Source organism: Sporosarcina sp. P2 (assembly GCF_002743255.1).
In the GTDB taxonomy this organism is placed as follows: Bacteria; Bacillota; Bacilli; order Bacillales_A; family Planococcaceae; genus Sporosarcina.
Genome location: NZ_PDYY01000002.1, coordinates 147131 through 172686 on the forward strand (window position 1 = coordinate 147131; position 25556 = coordinate 172686).

Annotated in this window: 30 protein-coding genes; 10 read left to right on the forward strand and 20 right to left on the reverse strand. The window is 41.2% G+C overall.

Annotation, left to right across the window (positions count from 1 at the left end; translation table 11 throughout):
- Positions 1-152 precede the first annotated feature (152 nt).
- Complete coding sequence (locus CSV67_RS03160; RefSeq protein WP_029054522.1) at positions 153-335, forward strand: DUF2759 family protein; 183 nt, start codon at positions 153-155, stop codon at positions 333-335.
- A gap of 137 nt (positions 336-472) precedes the next feature.
- Here CSV67_RS03160 and CSV67_RS03165 read toward each other — a convergent pair whose 3' ends face one another.
- The 5 genes from CSV67_RS03165 to rpmG form a co-directional block, all read right to left on the reverse strand.
- The gene (locus CSV67_RS03165) at positions 473-1492 is read right to left on the reverse strand and encodes a YqgU-like beta propeller domain-containing protein (RefSeq protein ID WP_099630184.1); all 1020 of its coding nucleotides are present in this window, start codon (positions 1490-1492) and stop codon (positions 473-475) included.
- 68 nt (positions 1493-1560) lie between these two features.
- Entirely contained in the window at positions 1561-3462 is a 1902-nt protein-coding gene (locus CSV67_RS03170; protein ID WP_099630185.1) for an LTA synthase family protein, read from the reverse strand.
- A 127-nt stretch (positions 3463-3589) separates the two neighbouring features.
- The gene (locus CSV67_RS03175) at positions 3590-3775 is read right to left on the reverse strand and encodes a YqgQ family protein (RefSeq protein ID WP_099630186.1); all 186 of its coding nucleotides are present in this window, start codon (positions 3773-3775) and stop codon (positions 3590-3592) included.
- Positions 3768-4352 (reverse strand): 5-formyltetrahydrofolate cyclo-ligase, encoded by a 585-nt coding sequence (locus CSV67_RS03180; RefSeq protein ID WP_099630187.1) that lies wholly within the window; start codon positions 4350-4352, stop codon positions 3768-3770. The genes CSV67_RS03175 and CSV67_RS03180 overlap by 8 nt, the downstream gene beginning before the upstream one ends.
- A 55-nt stretch (positions 4353-4407) precedes the next feature.
- Positions 4408-4557 carry a 50S ribosomal protein L33 gene (rpmG, locus tag CSV67_RS03185; RefSeq protein WP_029054517.1) on the reverse strand — a complete coding sequence of 50 codons (150 nt, stop codon included), beginning with the start codon at positions 4555-4557 and terminating at the stop codon, positions 4408-4410.
- A 173-nt stretch (positions 4558-4730) separates the two neighbouring features.
- Between rpmG and CSV67_RS03190 the strand changes: the two genes are divergently transcribed.
- On the forward strand, positions 4731-5090 hold the full coding sequence (locus CSV67_RS03190) for a hypothetical protein (RefSeq protein WP_099630188.1): 360 nt from the start codon (positions 4731-4733) through the stop codon (positions 5088-5090).
- On the forward strand, positions 5087-5536 hold the full coding sequence (locus CSV67_RS03195; protein WP_099630189.1) for a hypothetical protein: 450 nt from the start codon (positions 5087-5089) through the stop codon (positions 5534-5536). The genes CSV67_RS03190 and CSV67_RS03195 overlap by 4 nt, the downstream gene beginning before the upstream one ends.
- 51 nt (positions 5537-5587) lie before the next feature.
- Here CSV67_RS03195 and CSV67_RS03200 read toward each other — a convergent pair whose 3' ends face one another.
- The 4 genes from CSV67_RS03200 to CSV67_RS03215 all read right to left on the reverse strand — a co-directional run bounded on the left by CSV67_RS03200 (position 5588) and on the right by CSV67_RS03215 (position 10669).
- A complete protein-coding gene (locus CSV67_RS03200; protein ID WP_233192545.1) occupies positions 5588-7738 on the reverse strand; it encodes a peptidoglycan D,D-transpeptidase FtsI family protein in 2151 nt (716 codons plus the stop codon).
- Between the two features lie 99 nt (positions 7739-7837).
- Complete coding sequence (locus CSV67_RS03205; RefSeq protein WP_029054514.1) at positions 7838-8446, reverse strand: superoxide dismutase; 609 nt, start codon at positions 8444-8446, stop codon at positions 7838-7840.
- Positions 8447-8533: 87 nt separating this feature from the next.
- Positions 8534-9016, reverse strand: coding sequence for a DUF456 domain-containing protein (locus CSV67_RS03210; RefSeq protein WP_099630190.1), 483 nt, complete (start codon positions 9014-9016; stop codon positions 8534-8536).
- Positions 9017-9037: 21 nt separating this feature from the next.
- Complete coding sequence (locus CSV67_RS03215; RefSeq protein ID WP_099630191.1) at positions 9038-10669, reverse strand: Na/Pi cotransporter family protein; 1632 nt, start codon at positions 10667-10669, stop codon at positions 9038-9040.
- 242 nt (positions 10670-10911) lie between these two features.
- Here CSV67_RS03215 and CSV67_RS03220 point away from each other — a divergent pair, with 242 nt between their 5' ends.
- From CSV67_RS03220 to CSV67_RS03235, 4 genes are all read left to right on the forward strand, one after another.
- A complete protein-coding gene (locus tag CSV67_RS03220; protein WP_099630192.1) occupies positions 10912-11415 on the forward strand; it encodes a DUF1189 family protein in 504 nt (167 codons plus the stop codon).
- A gap of 46 nt (positions 11416-11461) precedes the next feature.
- The gene (locus tag CSV67_RS03225) at positions 11462-11800 is read left to right on the forward strand and encodes a hypothetical protein (RefSeq protein ID WP_099630193.1); all 339 of its coding nucleotides are present in this window, start codon (positions 11462-11464) and stop codon (positions 11798-11800) included.
- A gap of 61 nt (positions 11801-11861) precedes the next feature.
- Positions 11862-12989, forward strand: a complete 1128-nt coding sequence (ispG, locus tag CSV67_RS03230; RefSeq protein ID WP_099630194.1) for a flavodoxin-dependent (E)-4-hydroxy-3-methylbut-2-enyl-diphosphate synthase — start codon at positions 11862-11864, stop codon at positions 12987-12989.
- Positions 12986-13576, forward strand: a complete 591-nt coding sequence (locus tag CSV67_RS03235) for a 5' nucleotidase, NT5C type (RefSeq protein WP_099630195.1) — start codon at positions 12986-12988, stop codon at positions 13574-13576. The genes ispG and CSV67_RS03235 overlap by 4 nt, the downstream gene beginning before the upstream one ends.
- A 204-nt stretch (positions 13577-13780) precedes the next feature.
- On the opposite strand, the gene CSV67_RS03240 is transcribed toward CSV67_RS03235, so the two are convergent.
- From CSV67_RS03240 to CSV67_RS03250, 3 genes are read right to left on the reverse strand one after another with little or no spacing between them, the layout of a single operon-like run.
- Positions 13781-14197 (reverse strand): Fur family transcriptional regulator, encoded by a 417-nt coding sequence (locus CSV67_RS03240; protein WP_099630196.1) that lies wholly within the window; start codon positions 14195-14197, stop codon positions 13781-13783.
- 25 nt (positions 14198-14222) lie between these two features.
- Positions 14223-15053 (reverse strand): metal ABC transporter permease, encoded by an 831-nt coding sequence (locus CSV67_RS03245; protein WP_099630197.1) that lies wholly within the window; start codon positions 15051-15053, stop codon positions 14223-14225.
- Positions 15050-15820 carry a metal ABC transporter ATP-binding protein gene (locus CSV67_RS03250; protein ID WP_099630198.1) on the reverse strand — a complete coding sequence of 257 codons (771 nt, stop codon included), beginning with the start codon at positions 15818-15820 and terminating at the stop codon, positions 15050-15052. The genes CSV67_RS03245 and CSV67_RS03250 overlap by 4 nt, the downstream gene beginning before the upstream one ends.
- A 99-nt stretch (positions 15821-15919) precedes the next feature.
- Between CSV67_RS03250 and CSV67_RS03255 the strand changes: the two genes are divergently transcribed.
- Positions 15920-16162: a hypothetical protein gene (locus CSV67_RS03255; RefSeq protein ID WP_099630199.1), complete on the forward strand. Its 243-nt coding sequence runs from the start codon at positions 15920-15922 to the stop codon at positions 16160-16162.
- A gap of 34 nt (positions 16163-16196) precedes the next feature.
- Here CSV67_RS03255 and CSV67_RS03260 read toward each other — a convergent pair whose 3' ends face one another.
- Together CSV67_RS03260 and CSV67_RS03265 are read right to left on the reverse strand one after the other, a co-directional pair.
- Positions 16197-17099, reverse strand: coding sequence for a deoxyribonuclease IV (locus CSV67_RS03260; RefSeq protein ID WP_099630200.1), 903 nt, complete (start codon positions 17097-17099; stop codon positions 16197-16199).
- A complete protein-coding gene (locus CSV67_RS03265) occupies positions 17096-18391 on the reverse strand; it encodes a DEAD/DEAH box helicase (RefSeq protein WP_099630201.1) in 1296 nt (431 codons plus the stop codon). The genes CSV67_RS03260 and CSV67_RS03265 overlap by 4 nt, the downstream gene beginning before the upstream one ends.
- A gap of 109 nt (positions 18392-18500) precedes the next feature.
- On the opposite strand from CSV67_RS03265, the gene vrrA reads away from it, so the two are divergent.
- Positions 18501-18950 (forward strand): VrrA/YqfQ family protein, encoded by a 450-nt coding sequence (gene vrrA, locus CSV67_RS03270; protein ID WP_099630202.1) that lies wholly within the window; start codon positions 18501-18503, stop codon positions 18948-18950.
- 69 nt (positions 18951-19019) lie between these two features.
- Complete coding sequence (locus CSV67_RS03275) at positions 19020-19985, forward strand: 4-hydroxy-3-methylbut-2-enyl diphosphate reductase (protein WP_099630203.1); 966 nt, start codon at positions 19020-19022, stop codon at positions 19983-19985.
- A gap of 40 nt (positions 19986-20025) precedes the next feature.
- Here the strand turns inward: CSV67_RS03275 and CSV67_RS03280 are convergent, their stop codons facing one another.
- The 6 genes from CSV67_RS03280 to rpoD all read right to left on the reverse strand — a co-directional run bounded on the left by CSV67_RS03280 (position 20026) and on the right by rpoD (position 25541).
- Positions 20026-21147 (reverse strand): Nif3-like dinuclear metal center hexameric protein, encoded by a 1122-nt coding sequence (locus CSV67_RS03280; RefSeq protein ID WP_099630204.1) that lies wholly within the window; start codon positions 21145-21147, stop codon positions 20026-20028.
- Positions 21134-21841 (reverse strand): tRNA (adenine(22)-N(1))-methyltransferase, encoded by a 708-nt coding sequence (locus CSV67_RS03285; protein WP_099630205.1) that lies wholly within the window; start codon positions 21839-21841, stop codon positions 21134-21136. The genes CSV67_RS03280 and CSV67_RS03285 overlap by 14 nt, the downstream gene beginning before the upstream one ends.
- Positions 21842-21958: 117 nt before the next feature.
- Positions 21959-22336, reverse strand: coding sequence for a cytochrome c550 (cccA, locus tag CSV67_RS03290; protein WP_199173117.1), 378 nt, complete (start codon positions 22334-22336; stop codon positions 21959-21961).
- Positions 22337-22474: 138 nt separating this feature from the next.
- Positions 22475-23614 carry an acyl-CoA dehydrogenase family protein gene (locus CSV67_RS03295; RefSeq protein ID WP_099630342.1) on the reverse strand — a complete coding sequence of 380 codons (1140 nt, stop codon included), beginning with the start codon at positions 23612-23614 and terminating at the stop codon, positions 22475-22477.
- 110 nt (positions 23615-23724) lie between these two features.
- Complete coding sequence (locus CSV67_RS03300) at positions 23725-24291, reverse strand: hypothetical protein (protein WP_099630207.1); 567 nt, start codon at positions 24289-24291, stop codon at positions 23725-23727.
- 80 nt (positions 24292-24371) lie between these two features.
- Positions 24372-25541 (reverse strand): RNA polymerase sigma factor RpoD, encoded by a 1170-nt coding sequence (gene rpoD / locus CSV67_RS03305; RefSeq protein ID WP_099630208.1) that lies wholly within the window; start codon positions 25539-25541, stop codon positions 24372-24374.
- Positions 25542-25556 lie beyond the last annotated feature (15 nt).

Genomic DNA, 25556 nt, shown 5'->3' on the forward strand with positions numbered 1-25556 from the left:
TCACCTCTAAGTCTAATATTAATGAATATGGACACAAACTTCAAATAATCGTCATTATTTAATCTCGACAAAACGATTCATTAACAGTACAATAGAGGAGGAATATCGCTTATGGCATTCATTTTTTCAATGTTGAAAGGAGTGTCTACTCAATGAATTTATTAGTCATCATTTTTGGATTGATTGCAATTTTAGCAGTCTTTGGAACGGTCCAAGCTTTTAAAGAGCGGAATCTGTTAAGTATAGTATTCAATGTGGTAACGGTTGTAGTTATCGGAGGATTTACGATCGCTACTGTTATATATTCTGGATACCCGCCACAACTACACAAATAAGTTCCTAAAAATAAGGACACCCTTTCATTGGGGATGTCCTTATTTTTTTGATTCGCTAGTAGATAGTATTGGCGCTTCGGCGGAACGCATTCTAGCTTGCCTTTCATTCCCCACGTAAAAACAGTAACTCCCCAAATTTATTCTTGCGGCTTGATCTCCAACCACTTTACCGTCTCACCGGTCTCTATATCCATCCAAGTATCCAAACTATATCCAATGAGACACTTGTCGCCTTTGCAATCTAAGGCGCCGCCTCCCTGTAGTTCTTGGCGCTTTACTTCCTTACCGTCCTGTATCTTCACTAGAAAACTGGTTGGTCTCATCTCGGTTTGATTGGTAACAGTCATCATTAATGTAGTACCATCCGAAAATACAGCGTGATCCATCACGAATGAATCATCTTGGGAAAACCAGGAATATTTCTCTTTCCCGTTTGCATCTATTACAGTGTATCGTATCTGCTCGCCTTCAAATGATTCAATCAATACTTGATCTGAAGAGGTATGGAATTGGTTGGCGTTATTCGCGAGTATAGTCTCTTCTCCCGTAGACAGCGCTTGTTTTATTACCACTACGTCTTCCATGTACACCAACTCTTCCGCACCTAGCCAACGGGGAAACGGATCAGGTAGTTCTACCGCTACCAATGTATCGTCATTCGCGTCATAGCGCATGATTTCGTAACTCCAATCATCAGAGAAAGCGGTGATCAGTAATTGTGAAGCATCGAATTCGTTCCATTGAATTTCAAGTTCCGAGGATTCTACCGACACTTCATTTAATGGAGTACCCGCATGATCGAGTATATGTATGACAGCTTCTGTTGAGTCGTCTGCTGTTTTGACTAGCAGTTGCGAAGCAGTAGGATGAACTTGCACTTCAGAGATCGTTGCAGTGGCCGTAAATAAGGTATGTATATCACCCGTCTTCAAATCAAACGACAGCAGACGGTCTTTAGCGTCTTTTTGATTGACGAATAAAATCGTCATTTCGTTCAACCAGCCTGCAACAAAACGAATATCATCTTGTGAAGCTGTAAGTTTTTCTACTGGCTCGGCTTCTTTTTCTACTAGTTGTTCTTCGGTTTCAACATCTTCAGATTGCGTACATGACATTAAAAACAATGCACACACTATTGAGATAAGAATTCTTTTCACTTTTTCACTTCCTCTTCAGTTGGTTAAAAAAGAGCTGCGCGGCATAGGCAGCCGCGCAGCTCATCAATTTATTTACTTTCTTTCATTTCAGGACTGCCATCTGGTCTTTCTTTAAAGCGAAGCAAGTCACCGTTGATGATAGCATCTGAATAATTCAATTCAGTATTCGCACGCTCAATATACGGCTCACATTGCGCTTCATCTATTGCTGGTTCTCCTGTTTCGATGTCATAGCAAACTTCCTGAGCGTAAATATTTTTGTCTGTGACAAAACGGCCGTCACGGAAAATCACAAATGGTTCATGATCTGGTGAAAATAAATCGGAACCGAATTGCATATCTGCTTTCGTATCAATTCCCAGTAGGTGAAGAATAGTAGGTCGGATATCTACCTGTCCGCCAAGCTCATGCATCTTCTTACCTTCACCAGAACCTGGTATATGAATGAATAATGGAACCTTTTGAAGCTCTGCATTATCAAATGGTGTAATTTCTTTATCCATATACATACCCATTGCTTTATTGTGGTTCTCGGAAATACCATAGTGATCTCCGTACATGACAATGATCGAGTTTTCATACAAACCGCTTTCCTTCAAGTCCTCAAAGAACTCCTTAACTGCTTCGTCCATATATCGAACTGTTTGGAAATACTTATTCAACGTGTTGGAATTTGATGTGTATTCAGGAATTAATTTATCCTGCTCATCCAAATCAAATGGATGATGGTTTGTTAGTGTAATCATTCGTGTAGCAAATGGTTGCTTGATATCTTTCATCAAGTCAACTGACTGGCGGAAAAACGGAATATCTTTCATTCCCCAGTTGACTGCTTCATCTTCACCAATTGTGTAGCTATCCACATCGTAGAACTTCTGTACGTTAAGTGCTTTATACATAATATCACGGTTCCAGAAACTCTTACTGTTTGCGTGCATGACACTTGTAGCATAACCATTCTCGCCTAGACGTTCAGACAGCGAGTTATATGTGTTACCACTATGCGTGAAAAATACTGCACTACCGTTACGTCCATATAATGAGTTCTCTACGATAAACTCAGAATCGGATGTTTTGCCTAACCCAGTTTGTTGATAAAAGTTGTCAAAGTAGAATGTATCTTTATCGTTTGTTAATCCATTTAAGAATGGAGTAATTTCATGTCCATCCATATCATTGTTAATAACAAAGTTTTGTAAGGATTCAAGTGAAACGATAATTACGTTCTTGCCTTTTGCAGTACCAAACATTTTCGGATCTGGTTGCGCATGGTTAGCTTTGACGTAGTTCTCAATTTCTGTCAACTCTGTACCATCAGCAAATGTACGCTGTGCATGGGATTTGGATTGAACGAATAAATCATATAGATGGTAGTTGTACGTACCAAGGTTTTTAACGAGTAATTCGCGATCAAAGCTTCTTGTCAATAACTGTGGTCGCTGTGTTTCTGCAAGCGCCAAATTGAACATCATCAACGTAGCAGCGGCGGCAAAGTACACTTTCCGTCCCATTTTACTGCTTGATTCTTGAACTGGTTCTGGACCTTGTTTGAAGAAGCGAATAACTACTAAAATGATCAAAACATCCGAGAAAAAGAATAGATCAAGGAAACGCAAGTTCTCGGTAATTGAAGAACTTAAATCTGCAAAGTTACTCGTCTGGAACAATAAAGGCAGTGTAATAAAGTCTGTAAAGAAACGATAGAACACAGCATTGGCAAACATGATAAAAGAAGTAATGAAACTGACCGCTAATATATATCGGTTACGTATTTTTGTCTTTTTAATAAAGAAAGCCACCCCATAAATAAACAATAGAAATGCTAGGGGGTTAATTAGTAAGATAAATTGTTGCATAGCATTATCGATCTTCATATTGAAACTGGTGAAATACCCGATGTAGGTAGTCAACCAAGTTGCGATTACAGCGATAATGAGTACGGAATGCTTAGGCCATGAAAATTTTCTCATTCCATCTCTTCCTTTCGTTTCGTTTAGATACTGTTTTTTTATTGTCAGCGTATATATATACGTTTGACTGAGTGAAAAGTTTCACATAATACGAGGAATGAGTAGTTTGTATGATATCAGCTAGTTGTTAGCTGGTTTGTTCTCTTCGCAAAACAAGCAATGCTTGAATATATGTTTGTTGATCAATAAATTGATGATCATACAGTTCTTTGACTTCGGACTCCATTACTATACTGTCCTGTCTTTTATTTCCTGTATAAATGATTACACCAAACCGTTTAAGCAATTTCATCACATCATAAAATTCATTCATTCACGTCACGAGCTTTCTGACAATCTATAATATGTTTGTCTGTGTAAATATAGGACACCGGAACGTCATGCGGCTCCTTAACTATATTATGGCGGATTTGACAGTCAAATGCCAGCGATATCGTTTCAAATGGAAAATTTATCAAATAGCGATCGTAGTAACCCCCACCGAATCCAATCCGATAACCAGTCTCTGAATACACGACGCCGGGCACGATTTGTAAGTCAATTTCCTCTGGTTTTACAGACTCTGTTATATCTATTTTCGGTTCTCTCAAGTCCATATAGACTACTTCTGTTTGATCAAATGAATCAATCAAACGAAAATCCATTTCCCTCGTAGAGGAGATACATCGAGGAATCGCAACTCGCTTCCCGGCTTGCCAAGCGATTTCTATCAAACGACGCGTGTCCACTTCCGGAAATCTAGATAATGTGATTCCGATTGTTTCTGCATACTTAAATTCATCCGAAGCAAGAACTTTTTCTACTATACTAGCTGATTTTTGTTCGTGATCAGATGGAGTTAATTGATGTAATTGCTGTATAACCTGTTTTCGAAGATGCTGCTTTTCCACTGTACTACCTCCCGTAAGAAAAAACCAAAACCGAAGCAGGTTTTGGTTTTAATGATTATTTCGTTTCACGGTGCAAAGTTTGCTTTTTTTCACGTGAGCAATATTTCATCATTTCAATACGTTCTGGATTGTTACGCTTGTTTTTCTTAGTAATATAATTACGCTCTGCACATTCTGTACAAGCGAGTGTTACGTTTACGCGCATTACTGTCCCTCCCACTCAATAGCTATAGATATAAGTAAAACATGAGCATGATTTATACGACTAATATATTATACCATAGATTCAATCATTGTACAGCAAAAAAAATCAAATATCATTCATCATATGCTTATGGTATTATGAAGGAAATTCTAGCTATGCGGGAGGGAAACACTATGGATATCCCCTTAATATTACTCAGTATTGGTGTATTGGCTGTTATACTATCGTTTTTTATCGGAAATAAGACTCGTTCGATGGATGATGAATTGGAAGCTGTTTCGATTAGCCTTCATCAGGAAATGAGTAATCTGAAAAAAAGAGTGCGGTTGCTTGAAGAGGAATTGATGGTTGCATCCCCGACTTCCGAGCCCATTTCACCAGCACCTCAAAAAACGATACACGCAATTATAGTCAATCAAATTATCTCTCTTCACAAACAAGGCTACACGGTCCCCGAGATTGCCAAACGCGCTTCACTTAGTGAAAAGGAAGTAACGGACGTGCTACATTCCAAAGGAGTGCGATTGTCATGATCAAGGAAATATTGCGCGCTGTAGGTATTGGTTGTTTGATAGCTGGTGGCATTCTGTATTTCGTACAACAACAAACATCCGAAGGTTCGTTGCAAAAGCAATTAGCAGATTCAAAAGAAGAAATAGCCATTCTAAAAAAAGAACTGGCGATTGCACAGACATTGTCGCGGAAAGATGCTATCCGTCAACCAGAATCTGAACAAGATACGATTCCAGAGAAAAGTGAAGCGGAGGAAATTGTCACGAAGAGCTTCACGGTTAAAGCAGGCATTACACCTGCCGAGTTATCACGTGAATTAGAAAAAGAAAAATTAATAAAAAACGCGGAAGAATTCGAATTATATATAATTGAAAATGATTACACACGAAAAATCAAAACCGGTACATACGAATTACGCTCTGATATGCGCTTTCCTGAGATTGCTAAAATCTTTTTACACCTATAAAAAAGACGAAAACCATTTGGTTTTCGTCTTTTTTGTATTGATCAATCCTTGTTATTTCTGTATCTTCACATCCGGAGACGCGTTGTCAGCCTGTAAACTTCTCTGTCTTTTTTGTTCAAAGAATACATCGAGTGCTTCTTTGGCTATTTCACTTGCCGTAGCGGATGGATAGCGTTTCGTATTCGTTGAAATATAGGGAATGATTACTGAATACGCAACTTCAGGTCGATCAGCAGGGGCATATCCTACATGGGACAAGTTAATTGTCGGAATAACAGGATTGGATTTATTACCCGTGTAATAGAATGATTCGGCGGTACCCGTCTTTCCGGCTCCTGTATAGGGTGCGCCCGCTAGTAAACCGGATGCAGTACCATTCGCGCCATAGTATACATAATGCATGCCTTTCTTCACTTGATCGATTTCCGCTTGTGAGTTTTTCAGATGATTTAACACTTTTATGGGTGTTTCTTCAACTAATTCTCCGAGTACTTCCCCATCCGGAGAAGGTTCACGAATTTCTTTCAAAATTTTCGGTGCTATTCGATTTCCATCAGCGGCAATGGTTGCCACATATTGCGCCATTTGCAGAGGAGTATACGTATCAAACTGGCCAATTGAGAAGTCGAGGAGCTTTCCGGGAATCGTTTCCGTACCCGTAACGCCTGTATATTCGCCAGGTAAATCAATGCCTGTTTTTACACCTAAACCAAATGCCGCAAAGTTTTCACGGAATGTATCAAATGCTTTCTTGTCGATTGGTAATCCTTGACCCGGTCGGTATGTTGCCTTTCCTAACCCCATCGCAATACGGAACATATACACGTTGGAAGAACGACCGATAGCGGAAATGTCGTTTAATGCAACCCGTCCATTCGGATTAAATAAGGACCGTTTGTACCTGCCGCCAATATTGATCGGTTGGTCAATTTTCACTTCACCGATTTTAACGGCTCCTTCATTGTATCCTGTAAGCATGGTTGCCAATTTCACTGTAGATCCCACTTCATACGCAGAAGTAAATGTACCAAATGTGTAATCTTGTATTGCCCATCGTCCTGTCGATTCATCTTTTACTACTTTCTTTCCGACAAGAGACAGAATTTCTCCATTGTTTGGGTCCAACATGACAAGGAATGCTGATTCCAACGCACCTGTATTCGGACCTTGTTTTAAACGCAATAATTTATTGGATACGACATCTTCAAGCGCTTTCTGCAAATTGGTGTCTGTAGTCAAGATCAGATCTTTACCAGGCTTTCCTTCTTTCACCGTTTTCGTTTCAACGACTTTTCCTGTGCGGTCTTTGATATTCTTCACAATCGTCTTTTGACCTTTCAGTAAGTCTTCGTAATACAATTCCAAATAACTTCGTCCGACGCGATCATTTCGCGAATAATCTCGCGCTAGGAAATAGTTTAAGTGAGAACGAGGAATGCCTTCTATCGGACTCGTCGTAGATCCTAGAATTGCACTATCTGATTTCTTAACTCGATCCCAGTCCGTAGTCGTATTGACGCCCGGCAGTTGATCCAATCTTTCAGACACCACAGCAAGCTCTTTATCGGTAACGCCATCGCTCTTGATGATTTGTGGGGAGTAGGCGTAACCTGCCATCATTTCTCGATAAATTGCGAGTACTTCTAAATCTTCCGCTGTTAATGTAGCTAGTTCTTCGTCCGTGATCCGGTCGCGTGTCAGCTGGTTAATCTCTCGTTGAATATCTTTCTGAGATTTATTGTCGTCTTTACTGAGCTTATTTTGTTCTTTTTTAGGTACTTTATCAGCTGCTTTTACAGGATTCAATAAAATCCAGAAATCCCGTTTATCGCCTATTGTCACGCGCTTTGTATCTTGATCAATCAACTTCGCAATTTTTCTAGCAAGCGCAAGCATTTCTTTTGTTGTCGTGGAGGATGTTTTCGTATACGTGATAGCATTTTTCGCTTCATTGTCGACGAGTACTTTCCCGGTACGGTCGAAAATTCTTCCACGCGGTGTGCTCGTGTTGACCGCAATTTCCTCTGTTCGTTCAAGACTGCGTGCATAATCCTCCCCTTTGACGATTTGCATATAACCTAAACGGAATATGAGTAAGGAAAAAAGGACAAAAATCGCTACAAATAAAAAATTCATTCGAAATGCAATATGTTGACGTTGACTCGTTTTTGGCGACTCCGTCTTTTTTTGGTTTCTCTTCAACAGGAATCTCCTTTCTCAGGAAGTTTATGTATAAGAATTATAGCATGAAAACAATAAAGAACACACATCTAGACGAACTAGATGTGTGTCAGGTTTCAATTACTTATTGTCTTGGTAACGCTTTTCAACTTCATCCCAGTTGACTACGTTCCAGAATGCAGAAATGTAGTCAGGACGGCGGTTTTGGTAGTTTAAGTAGTACGCATGCTCCCAAACGTCCAACCCTAGCAATGGTGTTTTACCATCCATATAAGGTGAGTCTTGGTTAGGAGTTGATGTGACTTCAATTTCACCGTTGTTTACAACAAGCCAAGCCCAACCTGAACCGAAGCGAGTTGTTGCAGCTTTAGCGAACTCTTCTTTGAAAGCGTCAAAGCTACCGAACTTTTTGTCGATTGCTTCTGCAACTTCCCCAGTTGGGTTGCCGCCACCGTTTGGTGAAAGGATTGTCCAGAACAATGAGTGGTTAGAGTGCCCGCCACCGTTATTGCGGACTGCTGTACGCTTGTCCTCTGGAACTTTGTCCAAGTTTGCAACTAATTCGTCAACAGGCATGTTAAGAAGTTCTTCGTGACCTTCTAGTGCGTTGTTCACGTTCGTTACATACGTGTTGTGGTGTTTCGTGTGATGGATGTTCATCGTTTCTTTGTCGATGTGTGGCTCCAACGCATCATATGCGTATGGTAGTTCTGGTAATGTATAAGCCATTTTCCATTCCTCCTCTAAATTATCTCTGTTTTGCCCTACCACTTCACATTATCAAAATATGAGCCAGCATTCAAAGAAAATGGACTGTTAACGGAGAAAAAATAGGAATATGACAATCATAACTACCATAATAGTACCTTTTACAGCAACGGAAGTCAGAAAACCAACAACAGAGCCGACTCCCGTGCGAAAAGCTTGTTTGATCCCGGAACGTGTAAAAACTAGTTCTGCAAGGATTGCGCCAAGAAAAGGTCCAGCTAAAATACCCACAACCGGAATGACGAATGGACCAATAAGCAGCCCAATCGTACTTCCCCACATTCCTGCTTTGCTACCACCAAAACGTTTAACACCGACGAGATTTGCGATCGTATCCGCGCCAAATAATAGCAAAACGAATAATACTTGGATTACCCAAAACAACCACGTTAACTCTTCAAATGAAACGATTGCGCCATAAAGCAGGAAGCCTACCAATAAAAACACAACAGATGGAATGACAGGATAGATCAATCCGACAAACGCGATCGCAAACATAAGAATTGCCAATGTCCAACCGATCCATAACATAGTCGTCACTCCTTTAATTCATTATGCGTGCTTGCCTAAAATGGCTTCTGCAATATTCACTGCATGGTCACCAATTCGCTCAAGGTTCGACACGATATCGACGAATACCATACCCGCTTGCGCACTACAATGTCCTTCATTCAAACGTACAATATGGTTTTTACGGAATCGACGTTCCATATTATCAATTAAATCTTCTTTTTCTGAAACAACACGTGCAAGATCTGTGTCGTTTTGATCCAATGATTCAATTGCTTTTTGTACAGTTTCGATTGTCAATGTGAACATTTCTGTTAAATCTTCCAACGCATCGTCTGTCAGCTTCAGTTTATTAGTTTCACGTAAATCTATCAGCTCTATAATGTTTTCGAAATGATCACCAATACGCTCAATATCCCGAACAGAATCCATCAATAACACATGGCGGCCGGATTCAGCCGGTGAAACGATTGCTACTGACACTTCAACTAAATAGTCTGTAATTTTGCGGTCGAGATTGTTGATGGCATCTTCAATTTGATACGCTGTTTCTGCGTGTTTTTTCTGGCCTGTCTTCAAATACTCGAATGATTCCTGAAGACCACGGACACTGAAGTCACCCATGCGAACAATTTCTTCTTTAGCTTGGCCTATTGCCACAGCTGGTGATTGTGCGATAAAACGACGATCAAGATGTTTCGGTTTATATTCGATCGTCACATCCTCACCCGGTATCATCTTAGTGACGAGATAAGCCCAAGCAGCAATGAACGGAAATTGAATGATAGTATTGGCGACGTTGAACGAACCGTGCGCAAATGCGATTTGCATTTTGCTTTCGAGGTTCAAAACACCAGAAATCCATTCGACATACGCCGTAAATGGTATGAGCAGGATCATAAAGATGATGGTACCGACGATATTAAATAGTACATGCACAGCTGCTGCGCGTCTTGCTGCAACAGATGCACCAAGTGCCGCAAGTACCGCAGTAATTGTCGTCCCGATGTTATCACCGAAAAGAATCGGCAATGCTGCTTTCATTGTTACTAGATCTTCAGCATAGAGTCCTTGCAAGATCCCAACAGTTGCACTGGAACTTTGCACGATTAGTGTAAAGATTGTTCCCGCAACGACACCTAACAATGAATGTTCACTCATTGCGAGAGTGAAATCGGCAAATGCTTCTAATGAACGTAAGGGTTTCATTCCGTCGCTCATTAATTCGAGCCCTAAGAACAATCCTCCGAAGCCGAAGATGACTTCACCCAAGTTTTTGATTTTAGCTTTACGTACGAAGAAGATCAGGAAGGCCCCAAATGCCATGATCGGTAACGCATACGCACCAACGTCTAGACCGATAATAAATGCAGTCACAGTTGTACCGATATTGGCGCCCATGATAACACCGATCGCCTGACGAAGTGTCATGAACCCAGCACTTACTAGACCGACTGTAATAACAGTTGTTCCAGAACTAGATTGGATTAACACGGTTACGATAATACCAACTAGAACACCCATAAATGGATTGGTTGTGAAACGGTCTAAGATTTCACGAAGTCTGTCCCCTGCAGCCTTTTGCAATCCGTCCCCCATGTACTTAATTGCAAATAGGAAAATTCCTAATCCACCAAGAAATTGGAACACCACTTCCTGCCAGTTCACTTCCATTGAATTGTCAACCTCCATTAAACGTTTTATGTATGATTTCTAACTGCCCTTCACTACGTAAATGCGTCGTGAAGTTTCAACTTATTATGCAAGTTGTATACATCAAATGTAAAGTATCCGACGGCAATCTTTACATCACCTTAACAATGCAGCAATAAAATGTCATAAGAATGTCGAAATTTCTGCAAAGCTGTATGTTTTAAATAAATGGTAGACTGTATGTAGAAAGGGAGGCCGGCTCAGTGAAATTTCATCAACTCTTTAAAGCTTCATTACACGAACCGAAAAAACTTGCAGCGTTTCGCATGTTATCAATCGGTAAAGTCATTCAATACATATTTGTGTTTATTTTTCTTTACACCGGTGTGTCGTTTTTACAATTTGTACTAGGTGATCATACACTGTTCCAGTCATCTCCTGAATTAGCGGAAATCGGCGAAACAATCGGCTTTTTGATCTATCCAATCGCGTTTGTGTTGCAATTGGTCATTATTACGTCGTATTTATTTATTCGCATCAGTATTTTTGCTATCATAGGGGTATTGCTATTGAAACTATTGCGTCGCCGTGGTGAATTCCGTTTTATGTGGCGAACAGCAGCGATTGCCGCAACATTACCCATCTTGCTGACGATGGCATTTGAATTTGTTCAAGCCATGCAATCGTATAGCTTGTGGCTTGCATCTTTAGTCCATCTACTCTTTGTGTGGAGAGCAGCAGTCTATTATCCAAAACTCCCACGATGAATAGACTTCCTCTTGTCTGCATAGTGTAGTGCAGGAGGGATGCATGATGAGAATTTTACTGATCGCACTTGCTGTATTCTGCACAGTTCATTTTGTTCGAATGGATTTAACGGAAGGGACAATCCCTCTTGCAGCCTTTTTTGATGATGAATCGTCCTGTATAGAGGAAACTTCAAATCATTCAATTGTCATTCGAGTGGTTGAAGGTGATACAATAGAATCGTTATTTGCATTATATCCAGATTCAACACAAAACTTTCTTGAGAGGTTGGAGCAATTTTATTCCATGAACCCTCATCTCAAACGCCAACAATTTCTAGCTGGCGAACAAATTAAGTTGCCTATCGGTGAACAAGTGGAATCGGCTTGCGAAGAAGGCGAATAAGGATAATTTTATATTCCATCGAATTTCGATGGTATTTACTCATTTGAAGGAGAGAGACATAATGACTGAAATGATTCATCGTTCCAATACCCGTCCCGTAAAAGTCGGTAATTTGACAATAGGGGGAAGCAATGAGCTGTTTATGCAAAGCATGACGACGACAAAAACACATGATGTCGAAGCAACAGTTGCAGAAATTAAACGTTTGGAGGATGCAGGCTGCCAAATCGTACGTGTAGCATGTCCCGATGAGCGTGCAGCGTATTCGATTGGTGAAATCAAAAAGCAGATCAATATTCCGTTAGTAGTGGATATTCACTTTGACTATAAATTAGCATTGATTGCAATTGAACAAGGTGCAGATAAAATTCGTATCAATCCAGGTAATATCGGCCGTAAAGAAAAAGTAGAAGCTGTTGTCAACGCGGCAAAGGCGAAAGGTATACCGATTCGTATCGGTGTCAACGCAGGTTCACTCGAGAAAAAAATTCTTGAAAAGTACGGCTACCCTACAGCACAAGGTATGGTCGAAAGTGCATTGCATCATATCAAAATCCTCGAAGATTTGGATTTCCACGATATTATCGTGTCACTTAAAGCTTCTGACGTTAACTTGGCGATCGAAGCGTACAAGCTAGCGGCAGCGGCATTCGATTATCCGTTACACTTAGGTATTACAGAATCGGGTACGTTATTCGCGGGTTCGATTAAGAGCGCAGCAGGACTTGGTTCTCTTCTATCTTCAGGGATCGGTAACACGATGCGTGTATCGTTAAGTGCGGATCCGGTTCAGGAAATCAAAGTAGCGAAAGAGTTGCTGAAAGTATTCGGTTTATCGTCTAACTCTGCAACATTAATTTCTTGCCCTACATGCGGCCGTATCGAAATCGACTTGATCTCGATTGCCAATGAAGTAGAAGAATATATCTCGAACATTAAAGCGCCATTAAAAGTAGCAGTTCTTGGCTGTGCAGTAAACGGACCAGGTGAAGCACGTGAAGCAGATATTGGAATCGCCGGTGCTCGTGGTGAAGGATTACTCTTCATGCATGGTAAAACCGTACGTAAAGTTCCTGAAGAGACAATGGTCGAGGAATTGAAAAAAGAAATCGACATTTTGGCTGAGGAGTATTTTGAGAAGAAGAGACAAGAAGAAGCACTTGCAGCACAAGGTAGCGTTTCTGAATGAGGGATATTCGTTTCGGGATCGATATTGACGGAACGGTAACTACTCCGACAGCCCTTCTCCCCCACATCAACAAACATTTCGGTTCCAATCTGACACTCGATGATATTAAAGAGTATGATTTGACGAAAGCGTTTGATGTGGATCCTATACAGTTTGGGCAATGGTACAAGGAAACGGAAGAATTGATCTATCAGACTTCCCCTGCTCAAGAATTTGCACAAGAAGTCTTAACGAATTGGCAGAAACAGTTCGAGTTGTTTTATATTTCGGCACGTGGTCGAAATGTACTCGAGTCTACAACGAACTGGTTTCATGAGCAACAAATACCTTATGACCACGTAGAGTTGATTGGCACACATCATAAAATTGAGACGGCTAGGCAATTCAACGTAGATGTATTCCTCGAGGACAAGCATGACAATGCAGTTGGGATTCATGAAGAATTGGATATTCCGGTGTTCTTGTTTGATACACCTTATAACCAGGATCCAATTCCAAAAGGTGTCATACGTGTAGCGAATTGGAAACAAGCTGATCAGTACGTTAGGCAGCTGTTTCACGCGACTGAAATGATAAAGAGTAAGTGATCGGAAGAGCATCGCACATTGCGGTGCTTTTTTTCGTAGTATACTTCTATTTCTGCACCTTACCTTGATTCTCACATGTATAATAATGTGAAAATCCAGGTAAAATAAACCGGAATGATCTTACCGTTTACTTCCATCCAAATACTAGTACATAATAAAAGGCAGTACATCATGAACATAAAATGATGTACTGCCTTTTTTAACCTACCCAGCTATACAATTTGGACATCTACCATAAATCTCGAACTTATGCCCTTCTATTTCATACTCGGACAAATTGACTGTCACACTATCCATCGGGCAAATCGGAATGGATTTCGTACCACCACACGTTGTACAAATGAAATGATGGTGATGGTGATCCGTAGCGCATTGCATGCGAAATAGTCGCTCGCCGTTCAATTCAGTCTCATCTAAAATTCCAAGCTTTGAGAACATGGCAAGATTCCGATAAATCGTATCAAAACTAATGCCTGGATTATCCTGCTCCACAGCTACTCGGACTTCCATAGCTGTCACATACCGATCCGCTTGATCAAAAAACTGCAATAATATCTCGCGATTTCTTGTTCGTTTATAATCATATTTCAATAGAATATCCCATGCTTCATCTATTGACATAGCCTAACGCCACCTTTCCTGCTTCTCATGACCGTACTTTTTTCCAGAAAAGTACTAACAGTAAAATGAACACCGATGTAACTACAATGGTCCCACCAGGCGCGATATCTAAGTAATACGCAGAAATCAGTCCGATGACCACCGCAATTTCCCCGAATAGTATGGAATATACCAGTGCACCTTTATAACTTTTGGCTACTTGGATAGCTGCCGCCACAGGCAATGTCATCAACGAAGAGACAAGCAAAATTCCAACGATTCGCATCGATGCACCAATAACTAGCGCTGTGATAATCATAAATGCTGCCTGAATGACGCGTTCATTAATTCCCGAAACTCGTGCATATTCGGGATCAAATGCCAATGAAAATAGCTCTTTATATAAGAAATAGATAAATGCAATCACCATAACAGCTATTAACATAACAATATATAAATCTTGCCGACTCACGGCGGATACCGATCCAAATAAATAACCGACTAAATCTGTGCCGAATCCTTTGGCAAGAGAAATGAATATGGCCCCAAAACCAATTCCGGCAGATAAAATAATCGGAATCGCCAGTTCCTCAAAGCTTTTATACACTCTGCGCAATCGCTCGATCAATAAAGATCCGACTACCGCAGCGCCCATTCCTAAATATACTGGATTAAGCGCTGCAAAGAACAATACTTGCTGACTTAAATAGAGACTGCCTGCAATCCCTGCAAGTGCTACGTGACTAAGCGCATCTGAAATCATAGACATCCGACGCACTACGATAAATAAGCCGAGCATGGGAGCGATTAGACCGATAATCAGCCCGGATAAAATAGCATTTTGTAAAAACTCATAGGTGAAAATAGCTTCAATCATTTAACCGGCTCCGTTTCTTTTTGATGGAGCCGACGAATAGGATGACCGTACCAACCAGACAATTCCGCCTCACTCATTTTTTCATAGTCAGCATGGACACCATGGAAATGGATAGAACGATTCAAGCATGCAATATGCGTTGCGAGCTTCGTTACGACATCGATTTCATGTGTCACGAGTAAAATCGCTATTCCGTACTCACGATTCAGTTCGCTAAGCATAGAATAGAAGGATTCAACGTTTTGTCTGTCGATTCCGACTGTTGGCTCATCCATGATCAGCAAATCGGGGTGACTCACGAGGGCTCTAGCAATAAAGACACGCTGTTGCTGACCACCTGACAGATCACCTATACTTTCATCTTTACGGTCTGCCATTTTCACTATATGTAACGCATCAATGGCTTGCTGTTCATCTTCTTTATCGAATCGCTTAAACAGTCCCTTTTTGGCAGTCAAACCACTTTTTACCACTTCCAATACAGTTGCAGGGAACTTCGTCGTAAATGCGTTAGACTTTTGAGAGACATAGCCGATTCTTTGTTGTTGGTTAAACGAATCAATCGGCCCGCCAAACAATTCAATGGTTCCTTGTGACGGTTTTAGCAACCCTAGTATGATCTTTAACAATGTGGATTTACCCGAACCATTTGGTCCAATTAATGCCCAAAACTCCCCTTGTTTCACTTCTAGACTGACATCAGAAAGCGCAATGGAATGGTTAAATTTATGCGTTATATGCTCTAAGTTAATAATGGAATTTGTCATATACATATCCCTTCCTTTAATTCGGAATCATTCCGATTACTTTATGAATTATATAGTAAGATGCGGAGGGATACAACCAATTGAAAGGAATTGATGAAGATGGATTTACTTCAGTTAATTCAGGAAATTAAACAGTTGCCCGATCAGGAAGCTGTAGATTACGCGGCAAGTTATGGTGTAGAGTTGTCTACTAAAGAAGTGCGGCAGTTACGTCCTTTGCTGGATGAAGTTTCATTCACTTGGCTATTTACAGGCATTCCAACCGCATTTATCGAAAAAGTCACTTCGATCATTGGATATGAGAAGACGATGCTGTATTTGGAATACTATAAACTTCAATAGAAAAAGCGTTGCGGTTACGCAACGCTTAAAGCTTTTAGTTATGCAATTCTTCCAATCGAGCAGGAGTGAATTGATGGTTTTTTAACATGTCAATCTCCACAGCATACGGTGCCTTTTTACTTGCTTTATCCATTCCAATGAAAGGTGTTTCCAAAATTTTTGGAACGTCTTTAAACGCTGGATGATGAACGATATAAGCTAACGGTTCAAAGCCAATATGTCCCATGCCGATATTTTCGTGGCGGTCTTTTCCAGCACCACAAATGTTCTTACTGTCGTTCACATGAATAACGGAAATTCGGTCTAATCCAATAATGTCGTTAAATTGATCCAAGACACCTGTGAAGTCATTGACAATGTCATAGCCCGCATCATGGACGTGGCATGTATCAAAACAAACGGATAGCCGTTCATTATACTTCACGCCGTCGATGATCTTCGCAATTTCGTCAAAACTTCTCCCACATTCTGTTCCTTTACCAGCCATCGTTTCAAGTGCAATCCGAACATTTGCGTCTTCAGATAATACTTCATTCAAGCCTTCAATAATCTTTTCGATACCTATTTCTGTTCCAGCACCCACATGAGCTCCTGGATGAAGAACGATTTGATTGGCACCAAGTGCTTCAGTGCGCTGAATTTCCTGTTGCAAAAAGTCTACGCCTAGGCGGAACGTTTCAGGCTTCGTGGTATTCGCAAGATTGATAATATATGGTGCATGGATGACGAGATTTGATTGACCATTTGTCTCCATGCTCTGTGTACCACTTTCAATATTCAATTCTTCAATTGGTTTACGTCTCGTGTTCTGAGGCGCTCCCGTATAGATCATGAATGTATTGGCTCCATAACTTAAAGCTTCTTCACTTGAACCAAGCAGCATCTTTTTACCACTCATGGATACGTGAGAACCTAGAAGGACATCATTTTGTGTCATGATTTCTTCTTTATTCTCCTTTGTCTTCTTTTAAAGTTTTCTTTTTGTTCAGCCATCTTCTTTTTGTAGCCTGGCTTTACTTTATCTGGTTTTCGAATATAGGAATCCGCTTTTTTATCAATTTCATCTACTTCACGCACGCGCTTCTTACGCGCTTGACGCTCTTTCACTTCAATCCATTCACCGTTTTTCACATCTTCGTGTATGAAAGGAATTCCAAGCTTTTCAATTTGATTAATTGCGTCTTCATCAGACGGTTCGTATAACGTAATTGCATGACCTTGCATGCCCGCACGTGCAGTACGTCCTACGCGGTGAACGAAGAATTCCAGATCATCTGGCAATTCAAAGTTAATGACGTGACTGACACCGGGAATATCGATCCCTCTTGCTGCTAAATCAGTTGCCACAATGTATTGATACTCTAGATCACGTACTTTCTTCATAACACGTGTACGTTCACGAGGTGTTAAATCACCATGGATTTTCCCAGGCTTATGGCCATGCTCTGCTAAATAGGTAGCTAGTTGATCGGCATTTTGCTTAGTGTTCATGAAGATAATCGCAAGATATGGCTGTAGGGCATCCATCACGTGAAGTAATTTCTTGTTTTTATCCATACTTCTAACAGGAACTAATGAATAATGCATATTCTCCGTCAACGGTTTTTTATCATCCATCCGCACATGAACAGGTGAGTTCATATACTTCGATAAGAAGGGCTTCAATTTTTCAGGAATCGTTGCAGAGAATACATACATGCTGATCTTCTCCGGCATTCTGGAAGCAAACTTATCAATGTCTTCAATGAAACCCATGTCGAATGCTAGGTCCGCTTCATCAATTACGAGCTGAGTGGCAGTGTGGATCGGTAATGCGCCGGTTTCCGACATATCTTGGATACGCCCTGGTGTACCGACGATGATGTGCGGTGTGCTCTTCAATCGTACAGCAGAGCGTTTTTTATCAGTACCGCCAATCAGGATCGCACTTTTAATATCCGTTCCTTCGATTAGCTTTTTTAATTCATCATGAAGCTGAACAGCTAATTCACGTGTCGGTGCTGTAATGACCGTCTGCAGTTCATCCTGCTCCGGCTTAAGCTTTTCAACAAGTGGAATAAGAAAACTATGGGATTTCCCTGTTCCTGTATGAGCTTGCCCGATTGCACTTGTATTTTTCATGATCAACGGAATCATTTCTTTTTGAATGGGTGTTGGTTCTTCAAACCCTAATTTTTGAATGGCTTCCCTCAAAAATGGTTTGAATTGATAATCAGTAAATTTAGACATATCGTTCCTCCTCTAGATAAATCTTATTGTACCATGATTCGGTGCCATCAGTGGTTTTTTTCGCATAGGATATAGGGGAAACAACTAAAAAATTAGAAAGGAGTTCGTGATGAGATATCAATCATTTTATCCGTTCAGCAATCAGCCACCTCAGTCTAGGATGACACCTAACACTCCGCCTATTCAACAAAGTGCACCCATGCCTTTCCCCCAAGGCATGCAAGGGAATCCCAGGGGTCCGCGGGAAATGCGTGGTAGTGCTCCGCAACAGCAAGCAGGCATGCAAGAAAACGGTCCTTCACGGGCTGAACAATATATGCAAACCGCCAATCGTTTTTTCAATACCGCCCAACAATTTGCACCATTAGTTCAGCAGTTTGCACCACTTGTCCAGAATTTACCGGCTATGTGGCGATTATATAAAGGGGTACAATCTATGCCGGACGCACCGACAGCTTCTTCCGCTCCACGTCCAAGTGGTCCGCGAACGTCTAGTCCTGTACCTCCTCAAGCCACTAATCAGCCATCTTTACCGCGAATTTTTCAACCTCCCTTCTGAACTCTTTGAATCGTTCACGAATCTCCGCTATAATGAAAGAGAAGTTAGTAGAGGAGTGGAGTGGAATAAATGAAAGTACTCAAGATATCACCAAGAGGTTATTGTTACGGTGTAGTTGATGCGATGGTCATTGCGAGGAATGCTGCGCTAGATCCTACCCTGCCGAGACCCATTTATATATTAGGCATGATCGTCCACAACAAACACGTTACAGATGCATTCGAAGAAGACGGAATTATAACGTTGGACGGCGAAAACCGCCTGGAAATTTTACGCAAAGTAGATAAGGGAACTGTAATCTACACAGCACACGGTGTTTCACCTGAAGTTCGCCAATTAGCGAAAGAAAAAGGATTGGTCGCAATCGATGCAACATGTCCTGACGTTTCCGTTACACACGACTTAATTGAAGAAAAAGTAGCTGAAGGCTATGACATTCTTTATATCGGCAAAAAGCACCATCCGGAACCAGAAGGCGCTATTGGCGTTGCCCCCGATTCTGTTCACTTAATTGAGCGTCTTGAAGATATTGATAACTTAGAGATTACCAATGACAAACTACTGGTTACAAATCAAACAACCATGAGTCAATGGGATGTTGCACATCTTATGGAAGAGTTGCAACGTAAATTCCCTCACATCGAAGTTCATCAAGAAATTTGTCTAGCTACACAAGTTCGTCAAGAAGCTGTAGCAGAACAAGCCGGCGAGGCAGAGTTGCTGATCGTTGTTGGAGATCCAAAAAGTAATAACTCCAACCGTTTAACGCAAGTATCAGTAGAAATTGCAAACACACCTTCATACCGCGTCTCAGACGTCTCAGAAATTGATCCTGCATGGTTAATGGACATTGAGACAGTAGCGGTCACGGCAGGCGCTTCTACACCTACAATAATCGTTAGAGAAGTTATATCGTTCCTAAACGAATTTGACCCAGAAGATCCTACAACACATCATCCGGAGAGAAAGTTTAAGCTTGAAAAAATCTTGCCGAAAGTCAAGAACCCGACTCCTGTTATCCGGATCGAGCCATAAGCAACGAAAAAACCGTCGAGTTTATGCTCGACGGTTTTATTTACGATAGGAATTGAAAAGGCTCCGTAATGACTTTCGATTCAATAAATTCAACAGGTAATTTATTTTCTTTACACAGTTCTGTCATTTTATTCGCAACGCCAGCAATCATAATTTTTTCGATATTATGACCTGGGTCTACAATGGCAAGATCGAGTACTTGCGCGTCTTGCGCGACGTGATAATACATATCCCCTGTCACGAATACATCGGCTCCTTTTCTCTTCGCAGCCGTAATGTACTTATTTCCATCGCCACCGAGAACCGCCACTTTACGAATTTTTCTCTCCGGATCACCTACGAAACGTAATGCGGGAACTTCGAATACATCTTTTACATGTTGTGCGAATTCCTTTAACGTCATCTCATTAGCGATTTGTCCGATACGCCCGATCCCTTGCTCATTCGTTTTCTGCTGCATTTTTACTAAATCAAATGCCGGTTCTTCATAAGGATGCGCGGCAAACATTGCTTTGATGACTTTAACTTGCTGACTTTCTGCAAAAACGACTTCAATTCGCTCTTCATCTACCAGCGTCGGCTCGCCTACTTCTCCGATTGCCGGATTTGCTCCCGCAACCGGTGTAAATCGTCCAATACCTTGTGTGCTAAAACTGCATGCCTGGTAATCGCCAATCGCACCCGCTCCCGCAGATGCCAATTTCTGACGCAATGCATCAGCATTTTCTAACGGGCAAAATACCGCGAGTTTCATCAAATGTTCAGAATTCGTCACATCGATCGGTTCCGTCTGCTGTATGCCAAGACGTTCCGCTAGCATATCATTGACACCACCTGCTGCAATATCCAGATTGGTATGAGCAGCGTAGACCGCAATATTATGCTTGATACATTTCTCAATCATTTTCCCTTGTGGTGTATCGGTCAAAATAGATTTAACGGGACGGAACAATGGAGGGTGGTGGGCAATCACGAGAGTTGCCCCATTTTCAATTGCCTCATCAATCACTTGTTCGTTGACGTCTAGCGTAACTAGAACTTTATCTACGGGACGATTCAATTGGCCGATGTGCAATCCAATTGGATCTCCTTCAAATGCAAGTCGCTTCGGTGACCACTTTTCAAATAGTTCAATGATCTGATATCCATTACTTTTCTTCATGTGCTAACACCTTCCTGACTAATTCTATATTTTCTTGTATATTTGCTTTTTTTTGCTTAATTTCTTCTGTTTGTTCTGCGTTATCAAGGGCTTTTATGACCCGCTGCCATTCCAGCATTTCCCGTTCCCATTTCACGCGGAACACGGTAGATAGTTTACGTCGTAAAACCGGCCCGACGAGCAAATCCGTTCTCGTGTAATCAGCCGTTCCTCTTTCTAACACGAGGACTTCATAAATTTTACTGTCTTCTTGTAGAATCTCTTCGTCTACAATAATAAATCCATTTGCTACAGCCCATTCCCGAATCGCGATCGCATGCAGATTAGGTTGCGCGATGATCCGCTGTACATGCGTCAGACGATCCTTACCCGCTTCTAGGATGGAAGTAATCAATGTTCCACCCATACCGGCAATCGTTACGGTCTCGACATGGTCAGCATCTTCTATCGCTTGTAAACCATTTGCTAGACGCACTTCAATACGGTCCGCAAAACCATGAAGATCTACATTGCGCGTCGCCGCTTCAAAGGGACCTGTCACTACTTCTCCTGCGATAGCCTTACGTATCTTGCCTTTGTTCATTAAATAGCACGGAAGATAGGCATGATCACTACCAATATCCGCAAGCACAGTATGATTCGGTACAAAACTGGCCACCATCGCCAGACGTTCCGATAATTGATTGGTATTCATGGTTCCCCGCCTTTCATTCTTATCTATTGTATAATCGCTACTCATTTCGTGCAATGCAAAAGAGCCAGTAAACCAAGAGTTACTCCGGTTTACTGGCTCTTTAAATTAAGTAGACAATCAATCTAATGATAAAATGTAATCAACCATTTCATCTATGTTCTCATCAGGAACTAGTCCAGCTGGCATTGCAGTTCCAGCAACACCGTTTTTGATTGCATCATGTGCTTCTTTTGCGTCAAGTGAGCTATTTAAAGCCGGCCCCATTCCGCCAGCCAAGCCATCGCCGTGACAACTAATACACTTCTGCTGAGCAACTGCCTCTGCGTCAAATTCGCCAGTGTTTGCACTTTCTTCTTCAGTTGTTTGCTCAGTGCCTTCTTCGTTAGCTCCAGCAATTTCCTTTTTTTGATCTAGGCCATAAAGTGACATGAAGAAAACCAGTCCAATTCCGAGCGCGAAAATTAGGAAAAATGGTACAACAGGATTTTTATTCATTGGATTACCCTCCTTCACCAGAATCTATTCTGTAAAAGATACAGTATACAATTAACATTGTACTGTATCTATAAGAAAACTGAAAGTGTTATTGGACGACTTTTCGTCTTTTGTGACAGAATCGCCATAATTCGCAATTCAGCAACCTAGTTGTCTAGCGATGACCATCCGCTGTACTTCTGAAGTACCTTCTCCAATTTCAAGAAGCTTGGCATCACGTAAATAACGTTCGACTTCGTACTCACGCATATAGCCATAGCCACCGTGTATTTGGATCGCTTCATCGGCAACTTCCATAGCAATTTCGGAAGCATATAATTTACACATCGAGGCTTCTTTTGTAAACATTCTACCTTGGTCTTTCAGCCAGGCCGCTTTATACACCATAGTCCGTGCAAGTTCAATCTTCATCGCCATATCAGCCAGTTTGAATTGTGTAATTTGGAAAGAGGATAACGTCTTTCCGAATTGCTTACGTTCTTTTGAATAGTTCAAAGCCCTCTCATAAGCTGCCTGTGCAATACCTACTGCCATAGCACCGATCCCGATACGACCACCGTCAAGTGTTACAAGGAATTGCTGAAGCCCTTTTCCACTCTCGCCAAGTAGATTCTCTTCTGGAACTACTACATCTTCAAGCAATAATTCTGTTGTATTGGAAGCATGCAAGCCCATCTTTTCATAGTTATCGATAATTTTAAAGCCTTTTAAATCCGTCGGTACGATAATTGCGCTAATCTCTTTCTTGCCGTCTTCACGACCCGTCACAGCCGTCAATGCTAGGTGTTTAGCGTAGCTTGCATTGGTAATATAGACCTTTGAGCCGTTGATCGTATACTGCCCGTTAGAAAGCACAGCAGACGTCTCTGTTCCACCAGCATCAGATCCAGCATTAGGCTCTGTCAAACCGAAAGCCCCAAAGGATTCGCCAGTACAGATCGGCGTTAGATACTTCTGCTTTTGCTCTTTTGTTCCAAATAAGTTGAGAGGTGCACCGCCTAGTGAAATATGAGCGGAATACGTAATACCCGTCGATGCACATGCACGGCTCAATTCTTCCGTAACAATAGCAAAACTGATCGTGTCTGCCCCACCACCCCCGTATTTCTCGGGAAATGGTAAGCCCATCATGCCCATTTCTGAAAGCTTTTGAAAAATTTCCACCGGGAACTTTCCCGAGCGATCACGATCTACTGCACCTGGCGCTACTTCCTCATTTGAAAAATCTCTCATCAGTTTTTTCACCATTTGCTGTTCTTGAGTTAAATCAAAGTTCATCATGATCATCCTCTCTCCACTTATACCGTTCTATTAAACTTGTAAGCCCTTACATGTTAGTATATAGAAAAAGAACGGAATATAACAATACCTCATTACATTCCGTCCGTTTATATAGATAATAGTAAAAATGCGACTACTGTCAATAGACCTAGTGAGCCTGAAATAGTGAAGTATAGTAACTTTAATATTCTTCCAGTAAATAACCATAAACCGCAATTCAACACGAGGAGTCCGATCAATAATGTCGTGTCCCCATTAAAAAATGCAGTCCAAATCTTCAATGACATCATCAATAAAAGAAAAGCCATCGATATGTAGAGAAATGGTGCAAAACCTTTCTTACTGAATGTTTTTCCCGATACGAACGTTAGGAAAATCAAAGCCAATACAGCTGCAACAGTCAATGTGGCGACTGGATATTCCGTCAGTACAAACATAGCAACTGATGCTACACCTGCAAGCAATAAGCTAATAAGCAAAATCATAAATTGTTTGACTCGCAACTTTCTGCGTTCCATTTGAAGTGTGGAAGATTCTTTCTCTGCCACTTCGTCCGGATCTTCTCCTTGTGCATACAAGGTTATGAGGAAATCACAATAATGCTCAGGCAGGAGTTTATTGGCTTTCCAATACCGGATTTCAGAAATGATGATCTGTTTCTTATCTATAGCCATCCTTTCTCCTCCAATAGTATCAATCTTCTTTTTTAAAATAAAGAATAAAAAGCATCGGCTATTTCCAGCCGATGCACCTATTATTCTAAGAAGTCTTTAAGTCGTTTGCTGCGTGATGGGTGGCGTAACTTTCTAAGTGCTTTTGCTTCGATCTGACGAATACGCTCACGCGTAACACCAAATACTTTGCCCACTTCTTCAAGCGTACGTGTGCGTCCATCGTCTAGACCAAAACGTAAACGTAATACATTTTCTTCACGATCTGTTAATGTATCTAAAACATCTTCAAGTTGTTCCTTTAACAATTCATACGCTGCATGGTCTGAAGGAGACTGCGCTTCTGAGTCTTCGATAAAATCACCAAGATGAGAGTCGTCTTCTTCACCAATTGGCGTTTCCAATGAAACGGGCTCTTGAGCAATCTTCAATATTTCACGAACTTTTTCTGGAGTCAAGTCCATTTCTTCTCCGATTTCTTCCGGGGACGGCTCTCGTCCTAAATCTTGGAGCAATTGACGCTGAACACGAATCAATTTATTGATCGTTTCCACCATATGCACAGGAATACGAATGGTACGTGCCTGATCCGCAATTGCGCGTGTGATTGCCTGACGGATCCACCAAGTTGCATACGTACTGAATTTAAAGCCTTTCGTATGGTCAAATTTCTCAACGGCTTTAATAAGACCCATATTCCCTTCTTGAATCAAATCTAGGAATAGCATACCGCGACCGACATAGCGTTTTGCAATACTGACAACTAAACGTAAGTTCGCTTCAGCCAATTTCTTTTTGGCATTCTCACCACGAATAATAGTAGCATCTAATGCAGGTGTCATTTTCCCTGTTTCCTCAAGCTCTGTTTCAGCAGCTAAACCATCGATAATCCGAATCGCTAATTCTACTTCTTCTTTACCTGTCAATAAATCTACTCGTCCTATTTCTTTTAAATACATACGGACTGGATCGTTGATTCTTACGCCAGGTGGTACACTTAAATCATTTAAATCAAATTGCTCTTCTTTTTCAGCCTTGGGATCAGCTTCTTCTTTTCTATCCATTTCGATTTCTTGCGCTTCAATCTGATCTAAAAACTCTTCAAATTGGTCTGGCTCCATTTCGAAGGATGCCAGTTTTTCTGTTACATCCTCTAATGTTAGTTCACCTGTTTTTTTACCTGCTTCAATAATTGCTGCTTTTGCTTCTTCAAGAGTCAATTCTACTTCTCCCGTTTGTTCTTCTTTTGTCATAGTGACTATACCTCC

Coding starts and splice junctions, on each gene's coding strand:
- CSV67_RS03160 (WP_029054522.1), top strand. CDS start 153: ATGAATTTATTAGTCATCATTTTTGGATTGATTGCAATTTTAGCAGTC.
- CSV67_RS03170 (WP_099630185.1), bottom strand. CDS start 3,462: ATGAGAAAATTTTCATGGCCTAAGCATTCCGTACTCATTATCGCTGTA.
- CSV67_RS03175 (WP_099630186.1), bottom strand. CDS start 3,775: ATGAATGAATTTTATGATGTGATGAAATTGCTTAAACGGTTTGGTGTA.
- rpmG (WP_029054517.1), bottom strand. CDS start 4,557: ATGCGCGTAAACGTAACACTCGCTTGTACAGAATGTGCAGAGCGTAAT.
- CSV67_RS03190 (WP_099630188.1), top strand. CDS start 4,731: ATGGATATCCCCTTAATATTACTCAGTATTGGTGTATTGGCTGTTATA.
- CSV67_RS03195 (WP_099630189.1), top strand. CDS start 5,087: ATGATCAAGGAAATATTGCGCGCTGTAGGTATTGGTTGTTTGATAGCT.
- CSV67_RS03205 (WP_029054514.1), bottom strand. CDS start 8,446: ATGGCTTATACATTACCAGAACTACCATACGCATATGATGCGTTGGAG.
- CSV67_RS03210 (WP_099630190.1), bottom strand. CDS start 9,016: ATGTTATGGATCGGTTGGACATTGGCAATTCTTATGTTTGCGATCGCG.
- CSV67_RS03215 (WP_099630191.1), bottom strand. CDS start 10,669: ATGGAAGTGAACTGGCAGGAAGTGGTGTTCCAATTTCTTGGTGGATTA.
- CSV67_RS03225 (WP_099630193.1), top strand. CDS start 11,462: ATGAGAATTTTACTGATCGCACTTGCTGTATTCTGCACAGTTCATTTT.
- ispG (WP_099630194.1), top strand. CDS start 11,862: ATGACTGAAATGATTCATCGTTCCAATACCCGTCCCGTAAAAGTCGGT.
- CSV67_RS03235 (WP_099630195.1), top strand. CDS start 12,986: ATGAGGGATATTCGTTTCGGGATCGATATTGACGGAACGGTAACTACT.
- CSV67_RS03240 (WP_099630196.1), bottom strand. CDS start 14,197: ATGTCAATAGATGAAGCATGGGATATTCTATTGAAATATGATTATAAA.
- CSV67_RS03245 (WP_099630197.1), bottom strand. CDS start 15,053: ATGATTGAAGCTATTTTCACCTATGAGTTTTTACAAAATGCTATTTTA.
- CSV67_RS03250 (WP_099630198.1), bottom strand. CDS start 15,820: ATGACAAATTCCATTATTAACTTAGAGCATATAACGCATAAATTTAAC.
- CSV67_RS03255 (WP_099630199.1), top strand. CDS start 15,920: ATGGATTTACTTCAGTTAATTCAGGAAATTAAACAGTTGCCCGATCAG.
- CSV67_RS03260 (WP_099630200.1), bottom strand. CDS start 17,099: ATGACACAAAATGATGTCCTTCTAGGTTCTCACGTATCCATGAGTGGT.
- CSV67_RS03265 (WP_099630201.1), bottom strand. CDS start 18,391: ATGTCTAAATTTACTGATTATCAATTCAAACCATTTTTGAGGGAAGCC.
- vrrA (WP_099630202.1), top strand. CDS start 18,501: ATGAGATATCAATCATTTTATCCGTTCAGCAATCAGCCACCTCAGTCT.
- CSV67_RS03275 (WP_099630203.1), top strand. CDS start 19,020: ATGAAAGTACTCAAGATATCACCAAGAGGTTATTGTTACGGTGTAGTT.
- CSV67_RS03280 (WP_099630204.1), bottom strand. CDS start 21,147: ATGAAGAAAAGTAATGGATATCAGATCATTGAACTATTTGAAAAGTGG.
- CSV67_RS03285 (WP_099630205.1), bottom strand. CDS start 21,841: ATGAATACCAATCAATTATCGGAACGTCTGGCGATGGTGGCCAGTTTT.
- cccA (WP_199173117.1), bottom strand. CDS start 22,336: ATGAATAAAAATCCTGTTGTACCATTTTTCCTAATTTTCGCGCTCGGA.
- CSV67_RS03295 (WP_099630342.1), bottom strand. CDS start 23,614: ATGAACTTTGATTTAACTCAAGAACAGCAAATGGTGAAAAAACTGATG.
- CSV67_RS03300 (WP_099630207.1), bottom strand. CDS start 24,291: ATGGCTATAGATAAGAAACAGATCATCATTTCTGAAATCCGGTATTGG.
- rpoD (WP_099630208.1), bottom strand. CDS start 25,541: ATGACAAAAGAAGAACAAACGGGAGAAGTAGAATTGACTCTTGAAGAA.